The 25,753-nt window shown below is 74.8% G+C and carries 13 protein-coding genes and 6 pseudogenes; 15 read left to right on the top strand and 4 right to left on the bottom strand.

The genetic code is table 11. The features are described 5' to 3' along the window. Positions 1-496: 496 nt before the first annotated feature. Positions 497-1,990 carry an FUSC family protein gene (locus BM536_RS05645; protein ID WP_094102617.1) on the bottom strand — a complete coding sequence of 498 codons (1,494 nt, stop codon included), beginning with the start codon at positions 1,988-1,990 and terminating at the stop codon, positions 497-499. 271 nt (positions 1,991-2,261) lie between these two features. Here BM536_RS05645 and BM536_RS05640 point away from each other — a divergent pair, with 271 nt between their 5' ends. Both BM536_RS05640 and BM536_RS05635 read left to right on the top strand, forming a co-directional pair. Continuing rightward, on the top strand, positions 2,262-2,738 hold the full coding sequence (locus BM536_RS05640) for an Lrp/AsnC family transcriptional regulator (protein ID WP_073499270.1): 477 nt from the start codon (positions 2,262-2,264) through the stop codon (positions 2,736-2,738). Positions 2,739-2,866: 128 nt separating this feature from the next. Then, complete coding sequence (locus BM536_RS05635; protein WP_094102616.1) at positions 2,867-5,665, top strand: beta-L-arabinofuranosidase domain-containing protein; 2,799 nt, start codon at positions 2,867-2,869, stop codon at positions 5,663-5,665. A 13-nt stretch (positions 5,666-5,678) separates the two neighbouring features. On the opposite strand, the gene BM536_RS05630 is transcribed toward BM536_RS05635, so the two are convergent. Continuing rightward, positions 5,679-6,458 (bottom strand): LysR family substrate-binding domain-containing protein, encoded by a 780-nt coding sequence (locus BM536_RS05630; protein ID WP_094102615.1) that lies wholly within the window; start codon positions 6,456-6,458, stop codon positions 5,679-5,681. 58 nt (positions 6,459-6,516) lie between these two features. Here BM536_RS05630 and BM536_RS05625 point away from each other — a divergent pair, with 58 nt between their 5' ends. From BM536_RS05625 to BM536_RS44740, 11 genes and pseudogenes are all read left to right on the top strand, one after another. Further along, positions 6,517-6,912: a DUF5997 family protein gene (locus BM536_RS05625; RefSeq protein WP_073490999.1), complete on the top strand. Its 396-nt coding sequence runs from the start codon at positions 6,517-6,519 to the stop codon at positions 6,910-6,912. Between the two features lie 140 nt (positions 6,913-7,052). Beyond that, positions 7,053-7,442, top strand: a complete 390-nt coding sequence (locus tag BM536_RS05620; protein ID WP_073491001.1) for a cold-shock protein — start codon at positions 7,053-7,055, stop codon at positions 7,440-7,442. 182 nt (positions 7,443-7,624) lie between these two features. After that, a complete protein-coding gene (locus BM536_RS05615; RefSeq protein ID WP_094102614.1) occupies positions 7,625-7,876 on the top strand; it encodes a hypothetical protein in 252 nt (83 codons plus the stop codon). A 156-nt stretch (positions 7,877-8,032) separates the two neighbouring features. Continuing rightward, positions 8,033-8,887 (top strand): DUF4132 domain-containing protein, encoded by an 855-nt coding sequence (locus tag BM536_RS05610; RefSeq protein WP_073491005.1) that lies wholly within the window; start codon positions 8,033-8,035, stop codon positions 8,885-8,887. Next, a pseudogene (locus BM536_RS05605) lies at positions 8,884-13,958 on the top strand (hypothetical protein). The gene BM536_RS05610 and the pseudogene BM536_RS05605 overlap by 4 nt, the downstream one beginning before the upstream one ends. A 70-nt stretch (positions 13,959-14,028) precedes the next feature. Then, positions 14,029-15,162 (top strand): ATP-binding protein, encoded by a 1,134-nt coding sequence (locus tag BM536_RS05600; protein ID WP_107439558.1) that lies wholly within the window; start codon positions 14,029-14,031, stop codon positions 15,160-15,162. A gap of 5 nt (positions 15,163-15,167) precedes the next feature. After that, a complete protein-coding gene (locus BM536_RS05595; RefSeq protein ID WP_094102613.1) occupies positions 15,168-18,824 on the top strand; it encodes a vWA domain-containing protein in 3,657 nt (1,218 codons plus the stop codon). A gap of 68 nt (positions 18,825-18,892) precedes the next feature. Continuing rightward, positions 18,893-20,631: pseudogene (locus tag BM536_RS05590) on the top strand (hypothetical protein). A 103-nt stretch (positions 20,632-20,734) separates the two neighbouring features. Beyond that, positions 20,735-21,058 (top strand): annotated as a pseudogene (locus BM536_RS42415) (mycothiol transferase); the annotation flags it as partial. Then, positions 21,028-21,171: pseudogene (locus BM536_RS44745) on the top strand (hypothetical protein); the annotation flags it as partial. The pseudogenes BM536_RS42415 and BM536_RS44745, both read left to right, overlap by 31 nt. A gap of 15 nt (positions 21,172-21,186) precedes the next feature. After that, a complete protein-coding gene (locus BM536_RS44740) occupies positions 21,187-21,279 on the top strand; it encodes a mycothiol transferase (protein ID WP_425444610.1) in 93 nt (30 codons plus the stop codon). A gap of 12 nt (positions 21,280-21,291) precedes the next feature. Here the strand turns inward: BM536_RS44740 and BM536_RS05580 are convergent. Together BM536_RS05580 and BM536_RS41680 are read right to left on the bottom strand one after the other, a co-directional pair. Further along, positions 21,292-22,739, bottom strand: a pseudogene (locus BM536_RS05580) (alpha-amylase). Continuing rightward, positions 22,736-23,209, bottom strand: coding sequence for a hypothetical protein (locus BM536_RS41680; protein WP_073491007.1), 474 nt, complete (start codon positions 23,207-23,209; stop codon positions 22,736-22,738). The pseudogene BM536_RS05580 and the gene BM536_RS41680 overlap by 4 nt, the downstream one beginning before the upstream one ends. A gap of 235 nt (positions 23,210-23,444) precedes the next feature. Here BM536_RS41680 and BM536_RS05570 point away from each other — a divergent pair, with 235 nt between their 5' ends. Together BM536_RS05570 and BM536_RS05565 are read left to right on the top strand one after the other, a co-directional pair. Beyond that, entirely contained in the window at positions 23,445-25,145 is a 1,701-nt protein-coding gene (locus BM536_RS05570; protein ID WP_094102681.1) for a hypothetical protein, read from the top strand. A gap of 88 nt (positions 25,146-25,233) precedes the next feature. Then, a pseudogene (locus BM536_RS05565) lies at positions 25,234-25,753 on the top strand (sigma 54-interacting transcriptional regulator); the annotation flags it as partial.

The following is a 25,753-nucleotide window of genomic DNA, read 5'->3' as shown; positions in this document are numbered from 1 at the left end:
GCGCGGTCTAGACCAGGCGGAGGAGGTGAGACGGCAGCTCGCCGAGGGGTTTCGACACACCGGACGAACGGTCGGCGGGGACCCGACACCGGCCGACCGGGCGTGGCGGGGGACGGTCGAGGAGCAGGGACCGACCCCCGCTCGGCCCGGCACCTGCGGCAACACCTGGAGCGCCCGCCAGGAAACGCACCAGCTCCAGCCACCGCCGACTCCGAACCGACAGCCGCACCCGACCCCACCCGGGGCGGAGCACGCGTCCGAAGCTGCGCTCAGGCCCAGGGCCACGCGCGACAGTCGTGACTCGCCGAGGCCTCGACGGGCGACGCCGACTCGGACCGCTACGGGTTTGCACCCGGCCGCGATCAGGCGGAACGGACGAGGGGCACCCCTCGGAGCAGGGAAGGGCTCGCCCGCCGTCGCCTCGGCTGACGTCGGCGCCCTCCGGCCGGGCCGGGGGCGGCCGACGTGACCTCGCGTCGGTCGGACGCGGAAACTCTCAGGCCCCCACCAGCGGCGAGCCCGGCGGGGTGCGCAGGGGATGGGCCAGTTCCGCCAGGGCTCGTTCCAGGCCGTGCAGGTGGGCCAGCGCCGGTTCGGCCGCCGTGGGGTGGTCGGTGAGCGTGAGGTGTTCCGTGCCGCCTTCGGTCAGGGCCTCCACCGCGGCCTGCACCCGCCAGCAGGCGGCGGCGAGGCGGGCGTCGTGGGAGGCCTCGGGGTCGGCGGCGACGGCGACGAGGCCGCGGATCTCGCGGGCACAGTCGTCGAGCAGACCGAGGACGCGACGGGCGCGCGCCTTGCGGCCGAGCATGGGGTTCAGCGGGTGCACGAGCGGGGCGACGGAGAGCCGGACCCGGCCGAGCAGCTGCTCCAGTTCGGCGACGCGCGCGCCGGGGTCGGCGGCGGTGTCGCCCGCGAGCCGGGCGGCGGCCTCGGCGGTGCAGGCGTGGACGCAGCGCAACGCGCGCTGGATCCAGGCGTCGGTGACGGCGTGCGTGGTGACGGGCAGGACGAACAGCACCGCGAGGACGGCGCCGAGCGCGCCCACGCCGGTCTCGGCGAGGCGGACGGTGAGCAGGCCGGGGCTGAGTACGCCGAGGAGTCCATAGAGCAGCTCGGCGAGCAGGGTCACCCAGAGCATCATCCAGGTGTAGGAGACGGCGGCGGTGTAGAAGATGCCGAAGACGCAGACGGCCACGAGGGCGGCCGTGGGCACGCCGGCGCCGTGCAGGGGGACGGCCACGAGGAGGCCGAGACCGACGCCGATGACCGTGCCGAGCACCCGGCGGAAGCCGCGGACCAGCGTCTCGCCGCGGGAGGTGGTGTTGACGAAGATCCACCAGGTGGCGCCGACGGCCCAGTACCAGCGCTCCCCGGACACCAGTTGGCCCACGAGGAGCGCGAATCCCGCGCCGGCGGTCGCCTGGACGGCCTGGCGGGTGGTGATCCGGGCGAGACCGCGACCGCCCGGCGGGGCGGGCACGGGGGCCGGGGTCAGGCGTCGCTCGTAGCACCACAGGCCGAAGCGCACGGCCGCCGCGGTCAGGACGGAGAGCACGACGGCGGCGGCCAGCTCGGGGAGCCGTCCGCCGGTCGCGTGCAGGAACTGGGCGACGAAGAACATCATGAACGCGAACACGCCCAGGCTGTGCCCGCGCGGCCCCCACCGGCGCGCGTACACGCCCGCGCCGGTGACGGCCAGGAAGGTCAGGTCGCGTGCCAGGGGTTCGTCGTGCAGGAGGGCCGCGGCGGCGAGCACGGGCAGACCGGCCACCGGGAGCAGCGCGGTGGTGACCGCCTGGCGGCGCACGGTGGTGTCGGTGACGGTGAACAGGGCGAGCAGCGCGGCGAGCCCGCCGGTGACGGCGCCCGCCAGGGAGTGCCCGGCCAGGCCGCAGACCACGACGGCCAGGCCGATGCCGAGGACGGCCCGCGCGGCGAAGCGCAGCCGTACCCGCCCCGGATCCGGAGCCACGAACACCCTCTTCAGCACTGCTTCCCACCCCATCGGTCACCCATGAACACCGGCATGAAAAAGGCGCCGCGGTATCCGCAGCGCCATCGACGGCTCCATGACAGCACCCATGCCGCAGCTGGCTCAAGTGGCTCCTTGTCCACTGGTCCATTGGCCCATCGAAAGACCTCCAGGAAGAACCGTTGAAGGGCCAACGGACCAGGAACGGCCGGTCCGCCCGGAATGCGCCTCGCTGGGCCATTGGTACAGTCGGCGGCGATCACCGATGAACACGAGGAGTCCGGGCACCATGGCCGTCGACGCGCTCGACACCCGCATCCTGCGTCTGCTGCTCGAGCAGCCCCGCACCAGCGTGCGGGAGTACGCACGCCTCCTCGGCGTGGCGCGCGGCACGCTGCAGGCCCGTCTCGACCGGCTGGAGCGCGAGGGCGTGATCACCGGCACGGGTCCGTCCCTCTCCCCCGCCGCGCTGGGCCACCCCGTGCTCGCGTTCGTGCACATCGAGGTCACCCAGGGCCACCTCGACGACGTGGGCGACGCGCTGGCGGCCGTACCGGAGATCGTCGAGGTGTTCTCGATCACCGGCGGCGGCGATCTCCTCACCCGGGTCGTGGCGCGCGACAACGCCCACCTGGAGGACGTGATCCAGAAGCTGATCAGCCTCCCCGGCGTGGTCCGCACCCGCACCGAGGTCGCGCTGCGCGAGCGGGTGCCGTACCGCCTGCTGCCTCTGGTGGAGTCGATCGGCCGCACGGCGGGCGGCTGACGGCGGCCACTCCGCGCCAATCACGTCGGCACCGTTGACGCCCTCCGTCACCCCTCATAGCGTCTGGTCGATCATCCGCACGCCGTCCGTGATATCGAACGAACCGTGGACCACCGGAGGAGCAGCACATGGCACCGCCCCTCACCAGACGAACCCTTCTCCAGAGCGCGATACTCGCCGCCGCCGTCCCCGGCATCGGGGGCGCGGCGGCTTCGACCGCCTCGGCCGCGTACACGGCGACGGCACTGCCGCCCCCGGTCGGCTGGGCGCTCCAGCCCTTCCCCCTCGACACCGTCCGGCTCGGCGCCGGTGTCTTCGCCGCCAAACGGCAGCTGATGCTCGACCACGCGCGCGGCTACGACGTGAACCGGCTGCTCCAGGTGTTCCGCGCCAACGCCGGCCTGTCCACCCTGGGCGCGGTCGCCCCCGGCGGCTGGGAGGGGCTCGACGGCGAGGCCAACGGCAATCTGCGCGGCCACTACACCGGACACTTCCTGACCATGCTGTCCCAGGCGTACGCGGGCAGCGGCGAGCAGGTCTACGCGGACCGTATCGGGACGATGGTCGGCGCGCTGACCGAGGTGCGCGAGGCCCTGCGGCGCGACCCGGCCGTACTGAGCGTCGCCGGCAGATTCGGCCGGGCGGCCGAGCACGTCCGCGGCTCCCACCGGTACGTCGACCTGCCGGCCGGAGTGCTCGGCGGGGCCGCCGAGGTCACCCTGGCCGCCTGGGTGAAGCCCACCCACGACGGCAACTGGGCCCGCGTCCTCGACTTCGGCAACGACACCACCCGCTACCTGTACCTGGTCGCGCGCAACGGCAACGGTGTCCCCCGGTTCGCCGTCACCACCAGCGGGCCCGGCGCCGAACAGGGCCTCGACGGCACCGCCGCGCTCCCCCTGAACCAGTGGAGCCACCTCGCGGTCACGATCGGCGGCGGCACCGGGACGCTCTACGTCAACGGCACGGTCGTCGCCCGGAACACGGCGATGTCCCTGACCCCGGCCGCCCTCGGCACCCTCGCCCACCACTGGCTCGGCCGCTCCCACTACGCCTCCGACCCGGTCTTCGCGGGGGTCCTCGGCGGGTTCGACGCGTGGTCGCGCGCCCTGGCCGCCGACGAGATCACCGGGCTGCAGGGCGCCCGCGTCCCGGGCGACCTCGTCTCGTACGCCTTCGACGAGACGTCCGGCTCCGCCTTCGCCGACTCCTCCGGCCGCGGCCTGACCGCCACCCTGCGCCGCACCTGGGGCGCCCCGAGCCATCCGGGGTTCCTGGCGGCGTATCCGGAGACGCAGTTCATCCAGCTGGAGTCGATGACCGGCAGCGACTACACGCGCGTGTGGGCGCCCTACTACACCGCCCACAAGATCCTGCGGGGTCTGCTGGACGCGCACCTGGCCACCGACGACGCCCGCGCCCTGGACCTGGCGGCCGGCATGGCCGACTGGATGTACTCCCGGCTGTCGAAGCTGCCCGAAGCCACGCTCCAGCGCATGTGGGGGCTGTTCTCCAGCGGCGAGTTCGGCGGCATCGTCGAGGCGATCGTCGATCTGCACGCGCTCACCGGAAAGGCCGAACACCTGGCGCTGGCCCGGCTGTTCGACCTCGACCGGCTCATCGACGCGTGCGCGGCGAACACCGACGTCCTCGACGGCCTGCACGCCAACCAGCACATACCGATCTTCACCGGGTACGTCCGGCTGTACGACGCGACGGGCGAGGAGCGCTACCTCACCGCCGCGAAGAACTTCTGGGACATGGTCGTACCGCACCGGATGTACGGCATCGGCGGCACCAGTACGGGCGAGTTCTGGAAGGCGCGGGACGTCATCGCGGGGACGATCAGCGCCACCACGGCCGAGACGTGCTGCGCGTACAACCTGCTCAAGCTCAGCCGGACGCTGTTCTTCCACGACCAGCACCCGAAGTACATGGAGTACTACGAGCGCGCCCTGCTCAACCAGGTCCTCGGTTCCCGGCAGGACCGGGCGGACGCGGAGAAGCCGCTGGTCACGTACTTCATCGGGCTCACCCCGGGCCATGTGCGCGACTACACGCCGAAGCAGGGCACCACCTGCTGCGAGGGCACCGGCATGGAGAGCGCCACCAAGTACCAGGACTCGGTGTACTTCAAGGCCGCCGACGGCAGCGCGCTGTACGTCAACCTCTACAGCCCGACGACGCTGAACTGGGCCGAGAAGGGCGTCACCGTCACCCAGAGCACCGACTTCCCGCGTGAGCAGGGCACCACGCTCACCGTCCGGGGGCGTACGGCGTCCTTCTCGCTGCGGCTCCGCGTGCCGTCCTGGGCGACCGCCGGGTTCCGGGTGACCGTCAACGGGCGCCAGGTGAGCGGCACTCCGACGCCCGGGAGCTATTTCCCGGTGTCGCGGACCTGGCGCGACGGGGACACCGTGCGCGTGTCGGCGCCGTTCCGGCTGCGGGTGGAAAAGGCCCTGGACGACCCGTCGTTGCAGACCCTGTTCCTCGGCCCGGTGAACCTCGTCGCCCGCAACCCCTCGACGTCGTACCTGGAGTTCGGTCTGTACCGCAACGCGGCCCTCTCCGGCGACCTGCTGCCCTCGCTCACACCCGTGAGCGGGAAGCCGCTGCATTTCACGCTCGACGGCACCGGGTTCGCCCCCTTCTTCGAGGGGACCGAGGACCCGACGCACGCCTATGTGCGGCGGGCGGAACCCCGTGTCGTGTTCGGGAACAGCGATTCCGGGGTGCCGAATCCCCCGAAGGCGGACGGCACGACGCTGCTCGACGAGGTCTGGGCGGGGGCGCCGTTCAGCGGCAAAGGGGCGCTGGTGACGCGGGTGCGGGGGGTGGTGGACGCGTGGGTCGCCGGCGGGCTGCTCGGGCAGGCCGACGGGGAGAAGGTGGTGAGCACCGCGCGGGGTGCGACGTTCGTGCCGTGACCCCGGACCGCCGCTACGACCGGCGGCGGGGCTTGCCGGGCTTTCCGCCCGTGCCGCGTCGGCTGCCGCCCTTGGCGCCGCCGGCGCGGCCCCGCGCGGCCCCGCCCGAGCCGGCCTTGCGCGGGGCGGCTCCGGTTCTCGGCTTGGCCCGCTCGGCCTTCGGCTCGGCGGGCGGCTGCTGGCCCCGGCCGCGGGTGCTGTTCACGGTACGGCCGCGGACGATGCCGATGAAGTCCTCGACCAGGTCGGTCGTGGCGTCCTCCGGCCAGGACAGGGCGACGCTGGACTGCGGGGCGTCCACGAGGGTCCGGTAGGTGAGGTCGCGGCGGTGGTGCAGCCGGGCCAGCGACTGGGGCACGACCAGGACGCCGATGTTCGCCGCGACCAGCTCGATCGCGTCGGCCGTGGTCTCCGGGCGCTCGAAGGCGGGCTCCCCCGGGAGCTTCTCCCAGCCGAGGACGTCGTCGAGGGGATGGATGACCACCTCGTGGGCGAGGTCGTCGAGGGTCACCTCGTCCGCCGCCGTGATCACGTGGTCCTTGGGGACCACGACGACGGTCGTCTCGGTGTAGAGGGGGATCGCGCTGAACGCCGTACGGTCCACCGGGAGCCGTACGAAGGCCGCGTCGGCATTGCCCTCGCGCAGCGCCTCGGGGGCCTCGGCGGGCGTCACCTGGAGCAGGGTGAGGGGCACGTCGGGCAGGCGCTCATGCCAGGTCCGCGCCCACTTGGCGGGGGTCACTCCGGGGACGTACGCGAGCCGGAACGAGGGGGAATCCGCCGAGTCGGTCATCCCGCCAGGCTACCGGCTGTGGTCGGCGGTCCTATCCGCGGCCGATAGTCTGGACGGCATGAAGTCGCACCAGAGCACCCAGACGATGAAGCCCGCGACCGCGGCGAAGAAGCTGGGTGTGTACCTCCCCGCCACCCCCGCCGAGTTCCAGGAGGGTGTCGTCACGCGCGCCGAACTGAACGAGCTCCAGGCGAACCCGCCGGAATGGCTGCGCGCCCTGCGGGAGAACGGGCCGCACCCCCGTCCCGTGGTCGCGGCGAAGCTCGGTGTGTCCATCGCCGGACTGGCGCGCGGCGGCGTCACGGAGGCGCTGACCAGCGAGCAGATCCAGGAGATCAAGGACGCCGGGCCGGAGTGGCTGGAGAAGGAGCGCGCCACCCAGGCCGAGGTCCGCAAGGAGGCGGCGCGCCTCAAGCAGCGCGACGCCGAGAAGGCCGACGGCGCGGAGTCCTGACCGCCGTCGCGCCCCCTCCCGTATCCGTATGACGTCGGACCGGGTCCGGCGCGCCCGCGATGGTCGCCCTGGGCCGTCGCGGTGACTACGATCTGCTCAGGTCCACCGACGTGGGTGTTTCGAGGTTGCTGGGGGTTGGGATGGTTGCTGGTCGTGTGGTGCGCTTCGACAGCCAGCGGGGTTACGGGTTCATCGCGCCCGACGACGGCGGGGAGGATGTCTTCCTGCACGTCAACGACATGCTGATGCCCGAGTCGCAGGTGCGGCGGGGCATCGTGGTCGAGTTCGAGGTCGAGGACGGCGAGCGCGGTCCGAAGGCGTCCGGAGTACGGCTCGCGCGCGGGGCGGACGGCAAGCCGCTCGTGGCGGACGACGACGTCCTGTGCGACGTGCTCAGCACGGAGGAGTTCACCCGTGACGTCACCGAGTCCCTGCTGACGGCGGCGCCCTCGCTGACCGCCGAGCAGATCCTCCAGGTGCGCTCCGGACTGGCCCAGTTCGCCAAGAACCACGGCTGGGTCGAGGGCTGACCGTACCGGCCGGGGTCCCCGGCCGGTACGCCTCCGTCTCCCGGCGCCGCGCTCAGCGGTCGCCGCCCACCGTCAGGGATGCCGGGCGGTGGACGAGGTACGCCGCTCCGCCGAGGCCAGGGCCGGTCGCCGCGCTCCGGAGGGCGGGGCGTGACCTGGTCCCAGCGGCCGGTGTCCGCCCGGTGCTCGAGCGCGTGCGGCGCGGCGACGGCCCCGCCGTGGTGCACGTGCGGCGGCCGACCCGCTCGACGCTACGCCTGCCGCGGCAGCGCCCCGTCCCCGGCCGCGCGGACCCGCTCGCCGAAGCGGCGTTCCTGCTGCACCGGCGCCAGGTCGTCGGCGACGGTGTGCGCGTCCGGCAGCGGTGCGGCGAGACCCTGGCCGGCGGACGGGGTGCGGTCCGGCGGTGCGGACGGCCTTCGGGTCCGCGGTGATCGAGGGTCCGCGGTGCGTGATCCTCGGTCTGTTCCCTCATCCGCGTCGGCACCGTGCACAACGGCAACAACCGCGTCGCCTCCCGTCAGGACCCGTTGTCAGTGGCCTGATCTAGAGTTCCGGTCACTTGATCAGTGCGGGTGCAGGAGGCACACATGGGGTGGGTGTCCGCCGGGGACTACGAAGTTGCCCTGGACGACGGCAAGGTGGTGTGCCGCAACGCGGCGGGGCGGCGGTTGAAGTCCGTTCCGCCCAAGATCGCCGACGATCCGGCCGTGGTGGGCCTGCGTCAGCTGGTCGAATGGCTGGAGCGGCACGAACACCGGTGCCTGAGCGACGTGGAGCGCTGGATGGTGCGCTCCCTGCCGGTGCCGTTCGCCGTCCTCGCCCGGGTGTGGCCCGACCCGGCGTGGCAGGCCGCCCTGCGCGACCTCGTCGTCACCGGGGAGGACGGCGAAGTGGCCGGATTCCTGCGGGACGCCGACACCGAGCGCGGCCTCGGCCTGGTCGACCTCGACGGCGACACCGTCCGCATCACCCCCGGCCTGGTCCGTCTCCCGCACCCGGTGCTCCTCGAAGACCTGGAGGACCTGCGGGAGTTCGCCGTCGAACTCGGCGTGGAGCAGCGCGCCCAGCAGCTGTTCCGCGAGGTCTGGCAGCGGCCCGCCGCGCTCGACACCGAGGGCACTGCCGTCGAGGAGTTCGCGGGCGGCCGATTCAAGGAGCTGCGGTTCCTGCACGGCAGGGCCGCCCAGCTCGGCTACCGCGTGCGCGGCGGGAACGCCGTCTGCTCCGTCCTGGAGGGCGGCCGGGGCGTCGAGGCCCGGGTGTGGATCGGCGACTACGACGGCTACGAGGAGACCGAGACCGGTCCCCTGACCTTCACCGACCCCGCCGGGCGGGCCCTGAAACTCGGTCAGGTCGGGCCGGTGGCCTGGTCGGAGGGCATGCGCATGGCGGCCTCGCTGTACGCCGGGCGGGACATCGAGGACGAGGAGCAGGCGGCATGACGACGTACGACGAGACGACCTCCGCCGCACTGCTCGACGCCGGCGCGGTCCTGCCGCCGGGCACCACCGGCCGGGAGGACGCCGACGTCCTCACCGTGCGCACGTACACGCATCCCGCGCTGGACGAGCGGCGGATCGTGCGGCTGGTGCCGGGCACGCTGGGCGAGGCGGAGGACCTGGCCCTGGACTTTCTCGGCCTGGTCCGGGAGCCGGAGACGCCGGAGGTCGGACAGATCCGCCGGGAGACGCTCGGCTTCCCCGCCTGGGCACTGGTCAACGATCCGGCGAACGGCCACCACGCGCTGGCCCTCGTCAAGGACGTCGAGCGGCTCTCACGGCAGGCCAAGTCCCGCCCCGGCACCGCCAAGGAGGGCTTCGAGGCGCTCGGCGAACGGCTCGGCCGGTCCGTGCCGCACTTCCTGCCCACCTTCTACGAGCAGGCCGCCCGCGTCTTCCTCCAGCACGAGAACACCACGTACGCCGCCGCGTTCTTCGGCAAGGCCCGCGAGGCCGAGCGGGTGCACGCGCTGGCCGTCGACGAGGAGCGGCAGCGGGCCGTGTTCCTGGAGTTCGCGTTCGCCGGGGCGCTGACCGTCAAGGCGCTCAAGGAACACGTCAAGGCCCTCGCGGCGCGTCTCAGCCCCGCCGAGGCCTGGTCCCAGTTCCGCCAGCTGACGGTGGAGCGGTGCGCGGCGGGCATGCCGCCGTACGCCTCCCTGCCGCAGGACGCGCGCGGGCTCATCAAGGCCGCGGGCCTGGACCGGGCCGCGGAGGAGTGCGCGCTGGTCGCCGACCTGATCGCCTCGCCGGCGGCGGTCCGGGCGCCCGCGTCCTTCTGGAACACCTACCGGTCGACGCTGGTGCTGCTCGCCGAACAGCAGCCCGCCGTGCGCACCCGGCTGCTGGAGATCATGCCGTCCGGTCTGGGCCGTTCCACGCAGGACGACGAGTTCTGGCTGGCGCTCCTCGTCGAGTGCGGTGCGGATCTGCTGCTCACCGGGGAGGCCGACACCGACGTCGACGCGGCGGACTGGCTGAGCCGTTGGTCCCTGCACCGCAAGCACGGCAGCTCGGTCAGCGGCCGCTCGCCGGCCACGATGGCGCTCGTCGAGCGGATGGCCTCCCGGCTGCGCGACCACGGGCGGCCCGTGGACCTCTTCACCGGCCGCTGGCACGCCGGAGCCGACCTGGACCTCCTCGACCTGTGCCTCGCGAAGGGCGTGCCGCTGACGTCGCCCGGCGCCGGGCAGAACGTCTTCCTGCCCCTGAACCAGTGGCTCAAGGACACCGCGCCGGGACGACGAGACCTGACGGCCATCGCTGCGGACCCGCGCCACCGCCGGCTCCTGTACGTGTCCGTCGGCACCCTCGGCGGCCACCGCCCCGACGCGCGGCTGCTGGAGGGAGTGGCAGGTCATCCCGTACTCGCCGACGTGCTGCGCGAGTGGCTGGAGGACGCGGCCGAGGAGCTGACCGCCGCGGCCGGGCTTCCCTCCGCGCGCGCGGCGCTGGACAAGCTGCGACCGTTTCGCGCGATCGCCGCCCGGGTCAGCCCCGCGGCCGTCGCCAAGGTCGCCGCGCACGAGGTCGCGCCGCTGCTCGGCCGCACACTGCGCGCCGGTATCCCGGACGAACTGGGCTGGCCCGCTCTGGAGGAGGCGCTCGGGCGGCTGGACGCCGAGACCAAGCGCGACCGCGACGACACCCTGCGCGTCGAGGAGGCCTGGCCCGCGCTGATCCTCGCCCGCCGGCACAAGGTGGTCGTCGTCGGCCCGGAGGGCATCCTCCTCGAACACGACCTGCGGCTGCCCGACGGTCTGGACCGCTGGCAGCGTCCGTCGTTCCGCTTCACGGACGGCGAACTGCTGGTGACGTGGCGGGACGGCGGCAAGCAGTTCGGCTACTGGTCGGCCCGCCCGTCCGACACCTTCCCCCTCGGCGGCGAGCAGCTCGCCCACTGGTACGGCGCCGACGACGCCGGTGAACCGTCGATCCCGCTGCCCGCGGGCGGCCGGGCCACCGGCGGGCGCATGCTGCACACCGGCGACACCGTCCTGCCGCCGAGCCGCCGCGTCCTCGGGGACGGCACCTCGTACTGGCGTGAGGGCCGGCAGGGGCGCAGGCAGGTGTGGCTGGAGTACGACCCCGCCACCGGCACGCACGGGCGCGCCTCGCTGCCGGCCTTCCTGCGGGCGGGCATCCGCGAGGACGCCAACCTGCTCCAGCAACACTGTGCGGTGCTGCCGCTCCAGCCCGGTCTGGAGAACAGCCCGTTCGGCACGGACGGCACGGTCCTCGGGCGCTGGGTGCGCGAGGAGGGCGAGGGCGCCGAGGCACGCACCACCGCCGGCACGCCGGACGGACGCACGGTCTCCCTGCCGAAGGGCCGCGCCGGCGTCGTCCGGGGCGTGCCGGTCGGCGCGCTGCGGCTCCCCGGCGGGGCCGAACCCGTCGTCGTCGCCCTGCACCGGGGGATCGCCTTCTACACGGCGGACGACACCTCCGAGGCGGGCGAGTCGGGGCGGGTGACCCCGCTGGAGCGGGGCGGCGAGTTCGCCGCCGGCACGCGGCTCGTCCCGCCGGTCGACTTCTGGCACGCGTTGCGGCCACGGGACGAGGCGGCGTCGGCGGTCCTGCGGTCGCTGACCGACGAGCAGGCGGCCGCGGTGCTGCGCGCCGGGGCGCAGGCGCTCGCCGAGCATGCCGTGCGGTGGGCGGCGGCCAAGGCGTCCGAGGCGTCCGAGGCGGCTACGACGGCTACGACGGCTACGACGGGGAGTTCCACCGGGGCGGGCGCCGTCTCCCCCGGCAGCCCCGCCCTTCCTAGCTCCGACGAGGTGCTGCGCGAGACGGTCTCCCGTTGCCTGCCCGATCTCACCGAACCGCACCTGCTCACCGGGGTCTCCGCCCTGGTGCGCGCGGTGCTGCGGCTCGCGGAGTCGACCGCGGCGTTCGTGGCGCCGCCGGTGGAGCTGAAGCCGGTGGAACGACGGCGCGTCGCGGGCATGTTCGTCGACTACAGCCCTCCGCACGCCGACGACGAGACGCTGCGGGCGGCCACCACGGGCCTCGCCGACCAGCGCGGCTGGTGGGGAGGCGGGCAGCAGTGGAGCGCCGTGCGGCAGATCCGCGCCGTGAACCACGTGCTGTCGGGCAAGCCCGCCGACGGCAGGCCGCTGCCGGAGCGTGACCGCACCGCGGGGGCCGCCGAGGGCTGGCGGAGCGACGAGTTCACCGTCCCCGGCATCGGCAGGATGATGTGGCCGTCCCTGCTCGACGTGCTGCGGCCGCTCGCCTACCGCGCCGCCTCCCCGATCGTGACCGACGCGCACCGGGAGGCCCTCCTGGTGCTGTTCGAGGTGATCGCGGACGGGCGGCTGGCCGCGGCCGACGGCGCGCTCTGCGGGAGATCGTGCTGAGCGAGCCTCAGGACAAGCACGAACGCCTCGGCCAGGTGCTGCGCCGGGACGGCCGCACGGTCGTCGTCCTCGGCTGCCAGCAGGTGGACCGGGCGAACGGCCGTGTGCACTGGCTGGCCCTGGACCACGATCCGTCCGGCGCGTTCGGCGCGATCGCCCACTTCGTGCTGGAGCGGGAGACCGCGCACCCGCCGGTGTTCCCGGCGGACGCCCTGGCCTCCGTCACCAAGCTGATCCGGGACAAGGGCGCCGCCCCCTGGCAGCCGGACGCGCCGGACGCGCTCACCGCCGCCACAGGGGGCGGGCTCGGCCCCGTGCAGTCGGCGCTGCTGCTGGCCGGCAAGCCGGCGGAGGTGAGCACGGAGGTACTCGCGACGATCGGTCTGAAGCCACGTCAGAAGGCCCTCGGTGAGAGCATGTTGAACTCCTTCCGGCTCGGCGACGGGCCCGCCCTCGCCGGCGCCCTGCTGCCCGACAGCCCGGGCGACCTGTGGACCGCCGGTCCGGACACGGCAGCCGCGGGACGCGTGTGGGAGCAGCGGTTCGGCGGGTTCGTCCGGCTCCCCGAGGACATCGCCGCCGATCTCGAACTCGCCGGGGTGTCCATCGGCTCGGTCGAGGACGTGCTCAACCCGACCCGCACGCCCTGGATCAGCCGCACCACCGTGCAGCGCACCGGTGAGAACGGTGACCTCGTCCCCGACGACGCGCGGGCGCTGCCCGGCCGCTACCAGCTGACGAACGCCGTGGCCTCCCTGGCCGGGCTCGCCTACACGCTGCCGTACGGCCATCCGCTGCGCGCCGCCCTGCCCGAGGGGCTCGCCGCGGTGCGCCGCCGGCTCACGGACCCGGGGCTGCTGCTCGATCTCGACGTCACCTGGGCGGAGAAGGGCACGACCGCACCCGGACTGCGCAAGGCGTACGGTCTGCCCGCCGCCGGCGGCACCGACGCGGACGGTCTGACGCGCCTGGGCGACGCGCTGGTGCTGCGCCCCTGGTACCAGGATCAGGAGGCGGTCCTGGTCCGCCCGGCCGGACTGACCGGGCCGGACGACACCGTGTTCGGGCTCGTCGAGGGGCTGGCCGGACCCGGACGCGGCAGCGGGCTGCGGGCACTGCGGATACTCCTGGGCGACGACCTCGCCCGTGCGCTCGCCGCCGGCATCGTCCCCCGGGAGTCCGACAGGCCCGGCGGGCACGCCCAGGACCCGGCGGTCACCGTGCCGGAGCTGGTGGCGGAGGTCGCCGGGGCGCACGGTCTGAGCGAGGACGCGGCGGCGCTCTACCTCCAGTTGCTCGCCCTGCCCGACCCCACGGACCGCAACTGCGCCCGCTGGACCGGCTGGAAGCCCGCCCGCACGAAGAAGGCCCGGGCCGAACTCATGGCCACCGACCTCGTCGTGGAGGCCAAGCGGCCGCGGGCCGGTCGCACCCTCTTCCTGCCGTGCGGCTGGCGGGACCTCAAGGCGCCCGCGCTGCCGGTGGAGGTCTGGAAGGAACGCCTCTACCCGGTGGGCGAGCACTCCCGTGCGGTGCCTCTGGTGCCCGTGCCCGAGCTGTTCACGCGCGCGTGGGAACTCGTCCGCGCCGGTGACGCACCGGCCTACGAGGAACTCACCACCCGCGCCACCCGCAAGGGCCGCCGCCGATGACCACCGTCCCCTCCCACCCGGAAGAACACGCGCCGATGACGACCACCCTGTCCCCCGCGCCGCCCGCCAGATCGTCCCGCGCGAGGATCTGCACGCCGGTGAACTGGCCTTCCTCGCCGCGTACGACGACGGGCCGCGTCCGCCCGCCTGGCGGCTGACCCCGCGCGCGGTCGTCACGTTCGTCATGGGCAGCGACGGGCGGGCCCTGAAGCTGCCCGACGGCGCCGAGGCGGGCGACGGGGTGCCGCGCCGGCTCGTGATCGAGGGCAAGTTCGTGGGCGACCGGGCCCTGGTCGAGCGGTGCGTGGTGACCCTCGCGGGCGAGCGCGGTCTGCTGCTCGTCGGCGAGCCCGGTACCGCCAAGTCCATGCTGTCGGAGCTGCTGTCGGCCGCCGTGTGCGGCACCAGCGGCCTGGTCGTGCAGGGCACGGCGGGCACCACCGAGGACCAGCTCAAGTACGGCTGGAACTACGCCTTGTTGCTGGCGCAGGGGCCGAGCCGGCAGGCGCTGGTGCCCTCGCCGGTGCTGACCGCCATGCGCCGGGGCGGCATCGCGCGGGTCGAGGAGGTCACCCGCTGTCTGCCCGAGGTGCAGGACTCCCTGGTGTCGCTCCTCTCCGAGCGGCGTATCGCCGTACCCGAACTGGCGGGCTCGCAGGACGCGTTGGCGCACGCGGCCCCTGGTTTCAACCTCATCGCCACCGCGAACCTGCGCGACAAGGGGGTCTCCGAGATGTCCGCGGCGCTCAAGCGCCGCTTCAACTTCGAGACCGTCGGCCCCATCCCGGACCTGGACGCGGAGACGGCCCTGGTGCGCAGCCAGGCGCGGGCGTCCGTGGAGCGGGCCGGGGCGCCCTTCCATGTCGACGACGCGGTGCTGGAGGCGCTGGTGACGGCCTTCCGGGATCTGCGCGAGGGCCGGTCGGCGGAGGGCTGGGAGGTGGAGCGTCCGTCCACGGTGATGAGCACCGCCGAGGCCGTGTCCGTGGCGGGGGCGCTGGCTCTCGCGGCGGCCTACTTCCCGGGGGACCGTGACGTGCTCGGCCTGTTGCCGGGACACCTCCTGGGCGTGGTCCGCAAGGACGACCCCGCCGACGCCGCCCGGCTGCGCGGCTACTGGGACGGTCCCGTCCGCCGCCGCGCGGAACAGGGCTCCGCCACCTGGCGCACCCTGTGGGACCTGCGCACGGTCCTGGAGGGCTGACGGCCGTGTCCCTCACCTCCCGCCGCACGCCGGTCACGGCCGGCCCCGGCCTCGGTCCCGGCTCACCCGACGAGGCTCTCGCCGCCCTGACCGGCCCGGCGGCGCCGTACCTGATCGGCGTACGGCATCACGCGCCGTCCCTGGCCGCGGCGATGCCCCTGCTGCTGGACGAGGCGAAGCCGGACGTGCTGCTCGTCGAGCTGCCGGCCGAGACGCAGGAGTGGCTGCCGTGGCTCGGGCACGAGGAGACGCGTGCCCCGGTCGCCCTCGCCGCCGCCCCCGGTGACGGGAGCGGCGGCGCGGGACCGGCGTTCTATCCGTTCGCGGACTTCTCGCCCGAGCTGGCCGCCGTGCGCTGGGCGGGTCTGCGGGGCGTTCCGGTGATCGCCTGCGATCTGCCGCTCGCCGACCGGGCGTGGGGCGAGGGCCGGACCGCCGCTGCGGCGCCGGGGGACGCCGTGCCCGGACTGGCCGCCGCGCTGCGGGCCGGTCTGAGCGGCCGTACCGGGGACGACCTGTGGGACCGGCTCGTCGAGGCGACCGCGCCGGGCTCTCCGCCGGAGGCCCTGCGCCGGGCCGCCCTGCTCACCGGCTGGGCGCTGCGCGAGGACGCGTCCGCCGCGGGCGGCGTGCCCGAGCTGGATCTGCGGCGGGAGCGGTGGATGCGGGCGCGGATCGCTGCGGCCACCGCGGGCGGGGAGCGGGCCGCCGTGGTGGTCGGGGCCTTCCACGCCCCGGCGCTGACGGGGCAGCACCCGGACGAGGCCGAACAGGCCGGGGAGGCAGGAGAGGCCGGGAGGGACAGGGAGACCGGGGAGGCCAGGAGGACCGGGAAGGACGGGGGGACCGGGAAGGACGGGGGGACCGGGAAGGCCGCGGGAGCCGCCGCCGACGGGAACCGCCCCGTGTGGACCACGTCCCTCATCCCCTACACCTACGCCCTGCTGGACGAGCGGTCCGGCTATCCGGCGGGCATCCGGGACCCGGAGTGGCAGGACATGGTCCTGCGCGCGGCGGGGGATCCCGAGGCGCTGGAGGAGGCGTTGACGCGGGCGGCCGTCCGTGTCTGTGCCGAGCTGCGGAGCCTCGGCCACCCGTCGGGGCCCGCCGACGCGCGGGAGATCGTCCGGCTCGCCTCCGATCTGGCCCGGCTGCGCGGGCTGCCCGCGGCGGGCCGGGGTGAGCTGGTGGAGGCCGTGCAGACGGTCCTGACGCAGGGTGAGCCGTACGGGCGGGGGCGCGCCGTGGCGCGGGCGATGGAGCGGGTGCTCGTCGGCACCCGCACCGGACGGCCCGCGCCGGACGCGCCGCGCTGCGGTCTGGCCCCCGCGGTGGAGGCCGAGGTGGCGGAACTGGGCCTGCCCGGACCGGGGGACGGGGTGCCCGGTGCGGTGCGGGATCTGCGTCTGGACCCGCTGCGCTCCGACCTCGACCGGCGCCGTGAGCTGCTGCTGCGCCGGCTGGCGGTGTGCGGGGTGCCGTACGGGGAGGCGAAGGAGGTCGTCGGCGCGGGCGGTGCCGAGGCGGTCACCTCGCGCTGGGAGGTGCGCTGGACGCCCGCGACGGCGGCCATGCTCACCGCGGCCGGGGTGCGCGGGGTCACCGCCGCCCAGGCCGCCGAAGGGGTGTTGCGCGAGCGGCGGCGCCTGGAGGGTGACGAGGGCGGGCCGACCGCCGCCCAGGCTCTCGACGGGCTGGCGGGGGCCGCCGAGTGCGGCCTGACCGCGCTCGCGGACGAGCGGCTCGCCGACATCGCCGACACGCTCCCCCTCGCCGGTACCCTGCCCGAACTGCTCGCCGGACTCGCCCTGCTGGACCGGCTGCGGGCCGGTCACATCCCCGGTCTCGGCCATGACGAGGACCGTACGGCGCGGGCGGTGGGCGTGGCCGGGCTGCTCACTTCGGCGGCGGTACGCCAGGTGGACGGCCTGACCGGCTCCGAGGACCCGGCGGACGCCCACGCCCTGCTCGAACTCGCCCACCGGGCCGACGCGCTGGGCGGCATCCGGCTCACCGACGCCCTCGCCCGGCTGGCCGCCGACGGCTCCCCGCTGATGCGCGGCGCCGCCGGGGCCGTGCGCGTGCTGCTCGGGCAGGAGGATCCGCGGGTGTTCGGGGACCGGGTGGCCTCCTGGGTGGACGCGGCCGTCGACCCGGACTCGCGGGCCGCGCTCACCGCGCGGCTCGGCGGGCTGCTGACCGCCGCCGGTCCCCTGCTGGAGGCCGCGGCGCCCGCGCTGGAGCCTCTGCTCGACCGGGTCGCGGAGCTGCCCGACAGGGAGTTCCTCGACCGGCTGCCGGCGCTGCGCGGTGGCTTCGACGTCCTCAGCCCCGCCGCCCGCGACCGGCTGCTGGCGGCCGTCGAGGAGCGCCTCGGCGTGGCGCACCTCGCGGACACCGGCGGTGTCGGCCCGGCCGCGCTCGCCGCCTGGACGCGGGCGGACCTCGCCGCGCGCGAGACCCTGCGGACGCTGGGGCTGCTGCCCGCGCCCGCCCCGACGGATGCCGGGTCCGCGGCCGAGGGCGGGACCGCCGCACCTCGGACCGAGGGCGCTCTGCTCGCCCCCGGGGATCGCTGGCGGCTCGTCCTGGGTCGCCGGAAGGATCAACTCCCCTCCTCCGCGGCATCGTTGGCGACCGCACTGGACGAGCTGTACGGCAGTGGGCGCGGGGAGGGCAGCCGCGGGGAGCTGACCGGGCCGGGCTCGGGCGGCGGCCGGGAGGTGCCGTATCCCGGTGTGCGGGAGTGGTCGGAGGAACTGGCGGTGCTGTTCGGTCCGGGCGTCCGCGAGGAGGTGCTGGCGGCGGCCGCCGCCTCTGGCCGCAAGGACGTGCTCGCCGAGTTGGACGCGGACAGCGTCCGCCCCTCGGTCGACCTGCTGCGCACGGTGCTGCGCCACGCGGGCGGCCTGCCCGAGGCCCGGCTGGCGGCACTGCGTCCGCTGGTCCGGCGGCTGGTCGAGGCCCTGACCCGGGAACTGGCCACCCGGCTGCGGCCCGCCCTGCACGGGACGGCCCTGCCGCGCCCCAGCAGACGTCCGGGCGGCGGCCTCGACCTGCCCCGCACGCTGCGCGCCAACCTGACGACCGCGCGCCGTGCCCCCGACGGCACGGTCCAGGTCGTCCCCGAACACCCGGTGTTCCGCACGCGTGCGCGTCGGTCCGCCGACTGGCGGCTGATCCTGGTCACGGACGTGTCGGGGTCCATGGAGGCGTCCACGGTCTGGGCAGCGCTCACGGCGTCGGTACTGGCCGGGGTGCCGACCCTGTCCACGCACTTCCTGGCCTTCTCCACCGAGGTCATCGACCTCACCGGGCACGTGGAGGACCCGCTGTCGCTGCTGCTGGAGGTCAGCGTGGGCGGCGGCACGCACATCGCGGCCGGCCTGCGGCACGCCCGCGAGCTGGTCACCGTGCCCTCGCGCACCCTCGTGGTGGTCGTCAGCGACTTCGAGGAGGGCTATCCGCTCGGCGGGCTGCTCGCCGAGGTCCGAGCACTCGTCGGGGCCGGCTGTCACGTCCTGGGCTGCGCGAGCCTCGACGACACGGGGCGGCCCCGCTACTCCACGGGGGTCGCCGGTCAGCTCGTCGCCGCGGGCATGCCGGTGGCCGCCCTCAGTCCGCTCGAACTCGCCCGCTGGGTAGGGGAGAAGATCGCATGAGCCCGGACCTGCCTCCGGACCGACCCGGCCCGGACCCGTCTCCGGACCGACCCGGCCCGGACCCGTCTATGGACCGACCCGGCCCGGGGCTGCCTCCGGTCGCCCCGTCCGTCACCGCCGAGCTGGTCGGGGCGCTGTCTCCCCGGCTCCGCAAGCGGCTGGACGCCGGGGTCGCCAAGCTCGCGGCCCGTCCGGTGGTGCGCGACGGCGACACCGTGCGGATCGCCGTCGACGACGACACCGACCTCGAACTGCACGCCCCCGGCGGGACGGTGACCCGCGTGGACGCCATCCGCTGCGGGTGCCTGCTGGCGCCGGACTGTCTGCACCGCGCGGCCGCCGCCTCGGCCGCGCCGGTCGCGGACGACACACCACCGAGCCCGCCCGCGGACGAGCCCGCGGACGCGACACGGGAGACGCGGCAGGAGCAGCCCGAGACCGCCGGACCCGAGGAACGTGCCGCCGCCCGTGCGGTGTTCGCCGCTGCGGCCGCAGTCCTGGAGGCCGGCACGGACGGGTCCGGTGCCGTGCTCCAGGCGGAGCTGCTGCGCGCCGCGCACACCGCGCGCCTCGCGGGTCTCCCCCGGGCCTCGGCCGCCGCGGTCTCCGTGGTCACCGGGGTGCGCGCGGCACGGTCCGCCGACCCGGCGTACCGTCTCGCCGACCTCGCGGACGCACTCGGTGGCGCCCTCGGCGTGGCCCACCGCCTTCCCCACGCCACGGGTGCGACCTGGCCGAACTGCGCGGCACGGCACGGCAGCCGTACCGCCCGGACGGCTCCCTGCGGCTGTACGGCCTGTTCTCCGAGCCGGTGCTCACGACCACCGGGTACGCGGGTGCGGTCACCTGGACCGCCGACGCCGAGGGCCGCCTCCACACGGTGTCCGACGTGGCACCCGGCGGCCCCGGCCGCGCCACCGGCGCCGCCGACCGTGCCGTGCGGATCGGCGACACGTCCCTGACGCACCGTGAGCTGGCGCGCGCGGGACTCGCCGTGTCGGGCGCCACGGTTTCACCCACGGGCCGCCTCGGCGCGGGGGCGGGGGTACGGGCGGTGCGCGCGTCCGGCGCCGCGTGGCGCGGCGAGCCGCTCGACCGGCTGTGGGCCGTACCCGTCGCCGACCAGGTGGCGCGGGCTCTCGGCGGCGGCCATGACCTGCTGTTCCTCGACGTGAGGCTCATGGGCACGGTCCGGGAGGCGACGGGCGACTGTCTGCTGGCCGACTGCGCGGGCCTGCCGCTGCGGCTTGCCACGGCGCATGACGCTCCCGCCCTGCCGTACCGCGACAATCTGCGTCTGCTGGCGGCGGCCGGCGGCATGCGGCTGCGGGTCGTCGCCCGTCTGGCGTCCGGACCGCTCCCCCGCGCGCTGCTGCTGGCCACCGAGCACCCGAGCGACCCGGCCGCCCGGGTCGACCTGGGTCTCGACCGGCTCCAGCACGCCGACCTGCCCGCGGGGAAGGCCCCGGCCGCCGCTCCGGTTCCGGTCGTGGACGAGGCCCCGCTGCACCTGCTGCGCCGGCGGGTCCATCAGGCCGTTTCGGGAGGCCGCCGTGTGCTGGCCTTCCCGGGGGGTGCGGCGGGCGACGGGGCCCGGCTGCGCCGCGTGGGGCTCGGGACGGCGGGGGACCTTCTCGACGAGCTGCACGCCGCCGCGGCGGACCGCGCGCGTGACACGTTCGGACGGCTCCTGCCGTCCGACTCCGACCGATTCGCGGGCGCGTGGCTGGCGGCGGCGGTGTACACCGGCGAGGTCGAACGGGCGCTGTGCGCGCAGGCCTGGGGGGTGAGCACTGTTCCGGTGTGAGGGCCGCCCAGGGTTCCCGCTCCTTTAGGTCAGGAACTGACCTGTATCCCTCCTAACGTGGTCCACGAACGCGCAACACGCCCCACGGAGACGGAGACCCGCCATGTCCCAGAACAACCCCACCGCCCCTGCCCCGGCCCTCACCGGCGAGCGCGCCGACCTGCTGGAGACCCTGGCCAAGCACCGCGGCTTCCTGCGCTTCACCGCCAACGGTCTGACCGACGAGCAGGCCGGGCTGCGGACCACCGCCAGCGAGCTGTGCATCGGCGGCCTGATCAAGCACGTGACCTCCGTCGAGCGGAACTGGGTCTCCTTCATCGTGGACGGTCCGTCGTCGATGGGCGACTTCGACAACATGACGGAGGAGGACTTCGCGCGGCGGGCGACGAGTTCCGGATGCTGCCGGGCGAGACGCTGGCGGAGGTGCTCGAGACGTACGCCGAGGTGGCCGGCCGTACCGACGAGCTGGTCGCGTCCCTGCCCGACCTCGACGCGGCGCACCCTCTGCCGTCGGCGCCGTGGTTCGCGCCGGGCAAGGAGTGGTCGGCCCGCCGGGTGCTGCTGCACGTGATCGCCGAGACCTCCCAGCACGCGGGCCACGCCGACATCATCCGCGAGTCCCTGGACGGCGCGAAGACCATGGGCTGAGCCCGCTTCCCGTCAGGGCACCTGGAACAGATGCCCCGCCCAGGGCCCGAGGTCCACGAACAGGCCCCGGTCGGCCAGTTCGTCGCCCTCGCGGTCGTACGTCGTTGAGGTGAGCAGGTCGGTCAGGCGGAGCGTGCGGCCCCGCAGGTCGTCCCAGGGGAGGGCCAGCCGTGCCTGGACCGGGCGGTCGGAGTGGTTGACGACGACCAGGTGGCGCGCGTCCGGGTGGGTCCAGGTCCAGCTGAGCAGCGCGCTGTGGCTGTCGCCGTCCGGCCCGCCGGTCGGCGTCGACAGCCGCCACTCGCCCCGGCGGACGGCCTTGGCGGCCCGCAGCAGCCGGCCGTAGAAGTCGCGCAGTGTCTCGTCGGCCGGTTCGGCCGGCCGGCGGGAGAGGAAGACCGGCGGGCGTACGCGCCGGCCCTCGAACTGGCCCTCGTGCCAGAGCGTCGCGCCGGGCAGGGTGGCGACGGTGAGGGCCGTCGCCCGTCCCCGCTCCCCCGGCAGGGTCGCGGCGGCCCGGGGTTCGTCGTGGTTCTCCAGGAAGCGGACGAGGCCGCGCTGGTGGGTGGGCCGGCCCGCAGATGGGCGCGGACGGCTTCGGCGTCCTCGTGGAGCAGACGGTCGTACAGCCGCTTGTCGTAGCAGTGGTCGAAACCCTGCTGCTGGAGGGCGTGTTCGCGGTCCCAGTACACCTCGGCGACGAGGAGCAGGTCCGGGTGGCGGGCGCGGACGCGCGGGACGACGTACGGCCAGAAGTCCTCGGCGGGTACCGGTCCCGCGGCCTCGCCCCAGGTCTTGGCGAAGACGTCGTTCATCATCAGCATCGCCATGTCGCAGCGCACGCCGTCCGCCTGCTCGCCGATGGAGACCAGCGTGTCCACGGTAGCCCGGCGCAGGTCGTCGCTGAAGGCGTTGAGCTGGACGACGTCGGGCCACGGCGGGAAGTACGGGTCGCGGCCACGGGCGTAGATCCGCCCGCCGACCTCGACGTAGGCCTGCGGCGCGCGGGACAGGTCGTCGGCGGTGCCCCGGATCAGACGGGCCGGGTGCGTGGTGAGCCAGGGGTGGTCGGGGGCCACGTGGTTGGGCACGTGGTCGAGGATCAACCGCATGCCACGGGCGGCCAGTTGGGAGCGGGCGGCGGCCAGCCCGTCCGGTCCGCCGAGGGACTCGTCGACGACGTAGTTCCGTACGCAGTACGGGGAGCCGGCGATGTCCGCCTCGGTGAGGCCGGGCAGGGCCGCGCGCAACGACGCCACCAGGGCGTCGTCGCGCAGCGCGATCCGCAGACCGGCCGGGCTGCGTTCCCAGACGCCCATCAGCCAGACGGTGTCGATGCCCGGCAGGGCGATCCCGTCCCAGACCTCGCCGGGCACCTCGCCCAGAGTGACGCGGCGCCCGTATCGCTCGCTCAACTCCGTCAGCCAGACGGGGGTGTTGATCTCGTGGATCACCGTCATGACAGCGGCTCCCCGCGTCCGCGCACCGACTTGAGGGACTCCCGTCCGCCGCGGCGCCGGTCGTCGGTGCCGTGGCCGTGGCTGTGGCTGTGGCTGTGGCTGTGGCACAGGGTCGCGGTGGCCGCGACGAGCCCGGTCCGGCCGGTCCGGTGGGAGGCGCCGAACCCCGCGCCGTTGCCGCCGTGGAAGTGCTCGTGGACGAGGAGGAGGTCCTTCCGGTGCGGATCCTTGGCGAACACGGGTTGTGCGCGGTGCACGGGGCGGCGACCGTCACAGTCGCGCGGGAAGACGGGGGTGAGCGGACCTGGTCGTGGGTGAAGTACGACCACGCGTCCCCGTCCCCGCTGGGGTTCTCGCGTACGGTCCGCCACCGGCGCTCGCTCGGACACCGGCGCCGCCAGGGCGCCGCCTTCGTCGGCCTCCGCGAACAGCCGTCGTTCGCGGTCCGCCCCGCCACCACCGTGCGTCATCGCCCGCTCCTCGCCGCCCGCCCTGTGCCTCCACCGTCGGCTCCGTCGCGCGGGGCCGCAAGGGGGCGGGACGGCGGTCCGGTGACGGTGGGTGCCGGCGAAGGCGCTCAGGGGTGCAGCGTCGGACTGGGTGAAAAGCGTCTGGCACAGCCGGGCGGGTGAACGCTACGATCATCACGATGACAACTGACTCCGTTGACAGATTGGGGGACCCCACCGCGCAAGGTGAGTGCTGATGCTCACCCCACCCGCGATCGGGGATTCCCGCCTTTCCTTCTGGCTGCGCGTGCGCGAGTTCGCCGTGCCGCCCTCCATGATCGAGACTGCGACCGCCCGACGCCTCGCCGGTGACTGGGCGGGGGCGTGCGCAGCCGCAGGCTTCGACGTCGATCTCAATCTGCGCTCCGTGGCACGCAGCCATCACCCGGAACTCGCAGCCCGGATCCGGGCCGATCTCCGGTGCCTGGCCCCCGACCTGCTGCGCTGGCACATGCCGAGGATCGCTCCCGACGGGCTGCTCCGCCCGGGGCTGACCCTCACCCTGGCCCGCTACGACGCCCTGGGCCTGGACGGCGTGAGCCCGGTGCACCTCGTCGTGCGGACGCCGCCGGCCTGGGCGGACTCCGGTCAGCGGATCAGCCTCACGCTGTGGGACGGCTCCGGCGCGGACTACGGCGCCGGCGCCTGCCGCCATCCGCATCCCCGCCCCAGCCGTCGGTTCCGCTTCGACCTGCACCGCCATCTGTGGGACGCGAGCCGTGCGGACGAGCTGCGCGGCCGGTCCGGGGCCGACGGACCGGCCGCCGACCGTCACCCCGCCGTGCCGGCGGCGGTCCCGGACGGGTACCGGTGTGCCGTCGGCCGATGGACGGCCGAGGCGGAGATCCTGCTGCGCGCCGAGCGGCGGCCCACCGGGCCGGTACTGGTGCGGTGCGGGGGACGGCACCGGCTGGTGCTGGACGTACGGAAGGATGCGGCGGCTCCGGGATCCGCGTCGCGTGTCGTGCCGGAGGTCGGCGGGTCGGCGTCCGAGCTGCCGGTCTCGGGCGAGGCTGGCGGGTCGGCGTCTGCGTTGCCGGTCTCGGGCGAGGCTGGCGGGTCGACGTCCACTGCGCCCGCCCGGTGGGAGGCCGGCGGGGCGATGTCCGCTGTGCCCGTCTGGCACGGGGTCGGCGGGGCGACGTCCGAGCTACCTGTGCGGCACGAGGTCGGCGGGGCGACATCCGCGCGGCCGGTCCGGGACGAGGTCTCCGCGGCGGCGTCCGAGCGGCCCGTCCGGTGGGAGGTATCCGGCTCGGCGTCCGCTTGGCCCCTCCTGTACGAGGTCTCCGGGTCGACGTCCGAGCTGCCCGTCCTGCCCGATGCAGCGACGTGGGTGGCGCCCGACCTGGAGCTGATCCGCGCCGACGCGATCGACGTCGGTCGGCTGCACCCCTTGGTGGCCTCGGCGCTGGTGCCGGGTCATGTGCCGGCCGGCCCGGGCCGTCGTCCGGACCCGGCGGGGCGGCCGCGCCTCGTCGAGTGCCGGGGCGCCCGGCACCGTATCGGCCTGGTCGACGGGGTGCTGGCTCCGCTGGACCACGACCCGGAGGAGATCCGGCGGGAGGAGTTGCTGGTCGCGCTGACCGGCACCCCGCTGCCGTGCCTCCAGGCCATCGACGAGGCCCACCGGCACCCGGACTGTCTCACCGGCGTCCGCGAACGCCTCGTCCACGGTGACATCGCCGGCGCGCTGGCCGTCGTCGAGGGCCTGCTGGGTCCTGGCGCACTGCTGCGCGACGGCGCGCTGCGGGACGCCCTGGAGGCGGCCGCGCGGCAGCGGATCACGTACGGGCTGTACCGGGCCGGTCTGACCGGACCCGCCCGCACCCGGCCCGAGGACGTTCGCCGACCCCGGGTGGGCCGCTCGCGCCCACGACACGGCACCTACCGCTGAAGCTCACGACCCGACCCACCCCTCCCTCGGGGCTTCCCGGCCCCGCCCTGCCCTCACTCGTCGCACCACGAACCCAAGGTGATCACACATGTCCACGCGTACCCCCGCCCCCGCCCTTGCCACCGATTCCACTCCCGCCTCCCAACTCGACGTGGCCGGCGAGCTGTTGGCCGTACTGCGCGCTACGACGACCGAACCGCGGCCCGACATCCAGCTGGAGGCTCTGACCCTGGCCGTGGCCGCTGACCTGCCCGTACTGCTGTGGGGCGAGCCGGGGATCGGCAAGACCGCGGCCCTGACCCAGCTCGCCGAGTCCCTGGACCTGCCGCTGACCACGGTGATCGCCAGCGTGCACGAGCCGTCCGACTTCTCGGGCCTGCCCGTCGTAGGGGACGATCCGGCGGTGCACGGGGTTCCGATGGCACCGCCGGACTGGGCGGTGCGGCTGGTGCGGGCCGGTCGCGGGCTGCTGTTCCTGGACGAACTGTCCACCGCGCCGCCCGCCGTGCAGGCCGCCCTGCTCCGGCTCGTGCTCGAGCGCAGGATCGGTGCCCTGCGACTGCCGCCGACGTCCGGATCGTGGCCGCCGCCAACCCGCGGTCCTCCGC

Origin of the sequence: Streptomyces phaeoluteigriseus (assembly GCF_001896135.2) — a bacterium.
Classification (GTDB): domain Bacteria; phylum Actinomycetota; class Actinomycetes; order Streptomycetales; family Streptomycetaceae; genus Streptomyces; species Streptomyces phaeoluteigriseus.
This window is presented reverse-complemented; position numbering and strand designations above follow the sequence as displayed.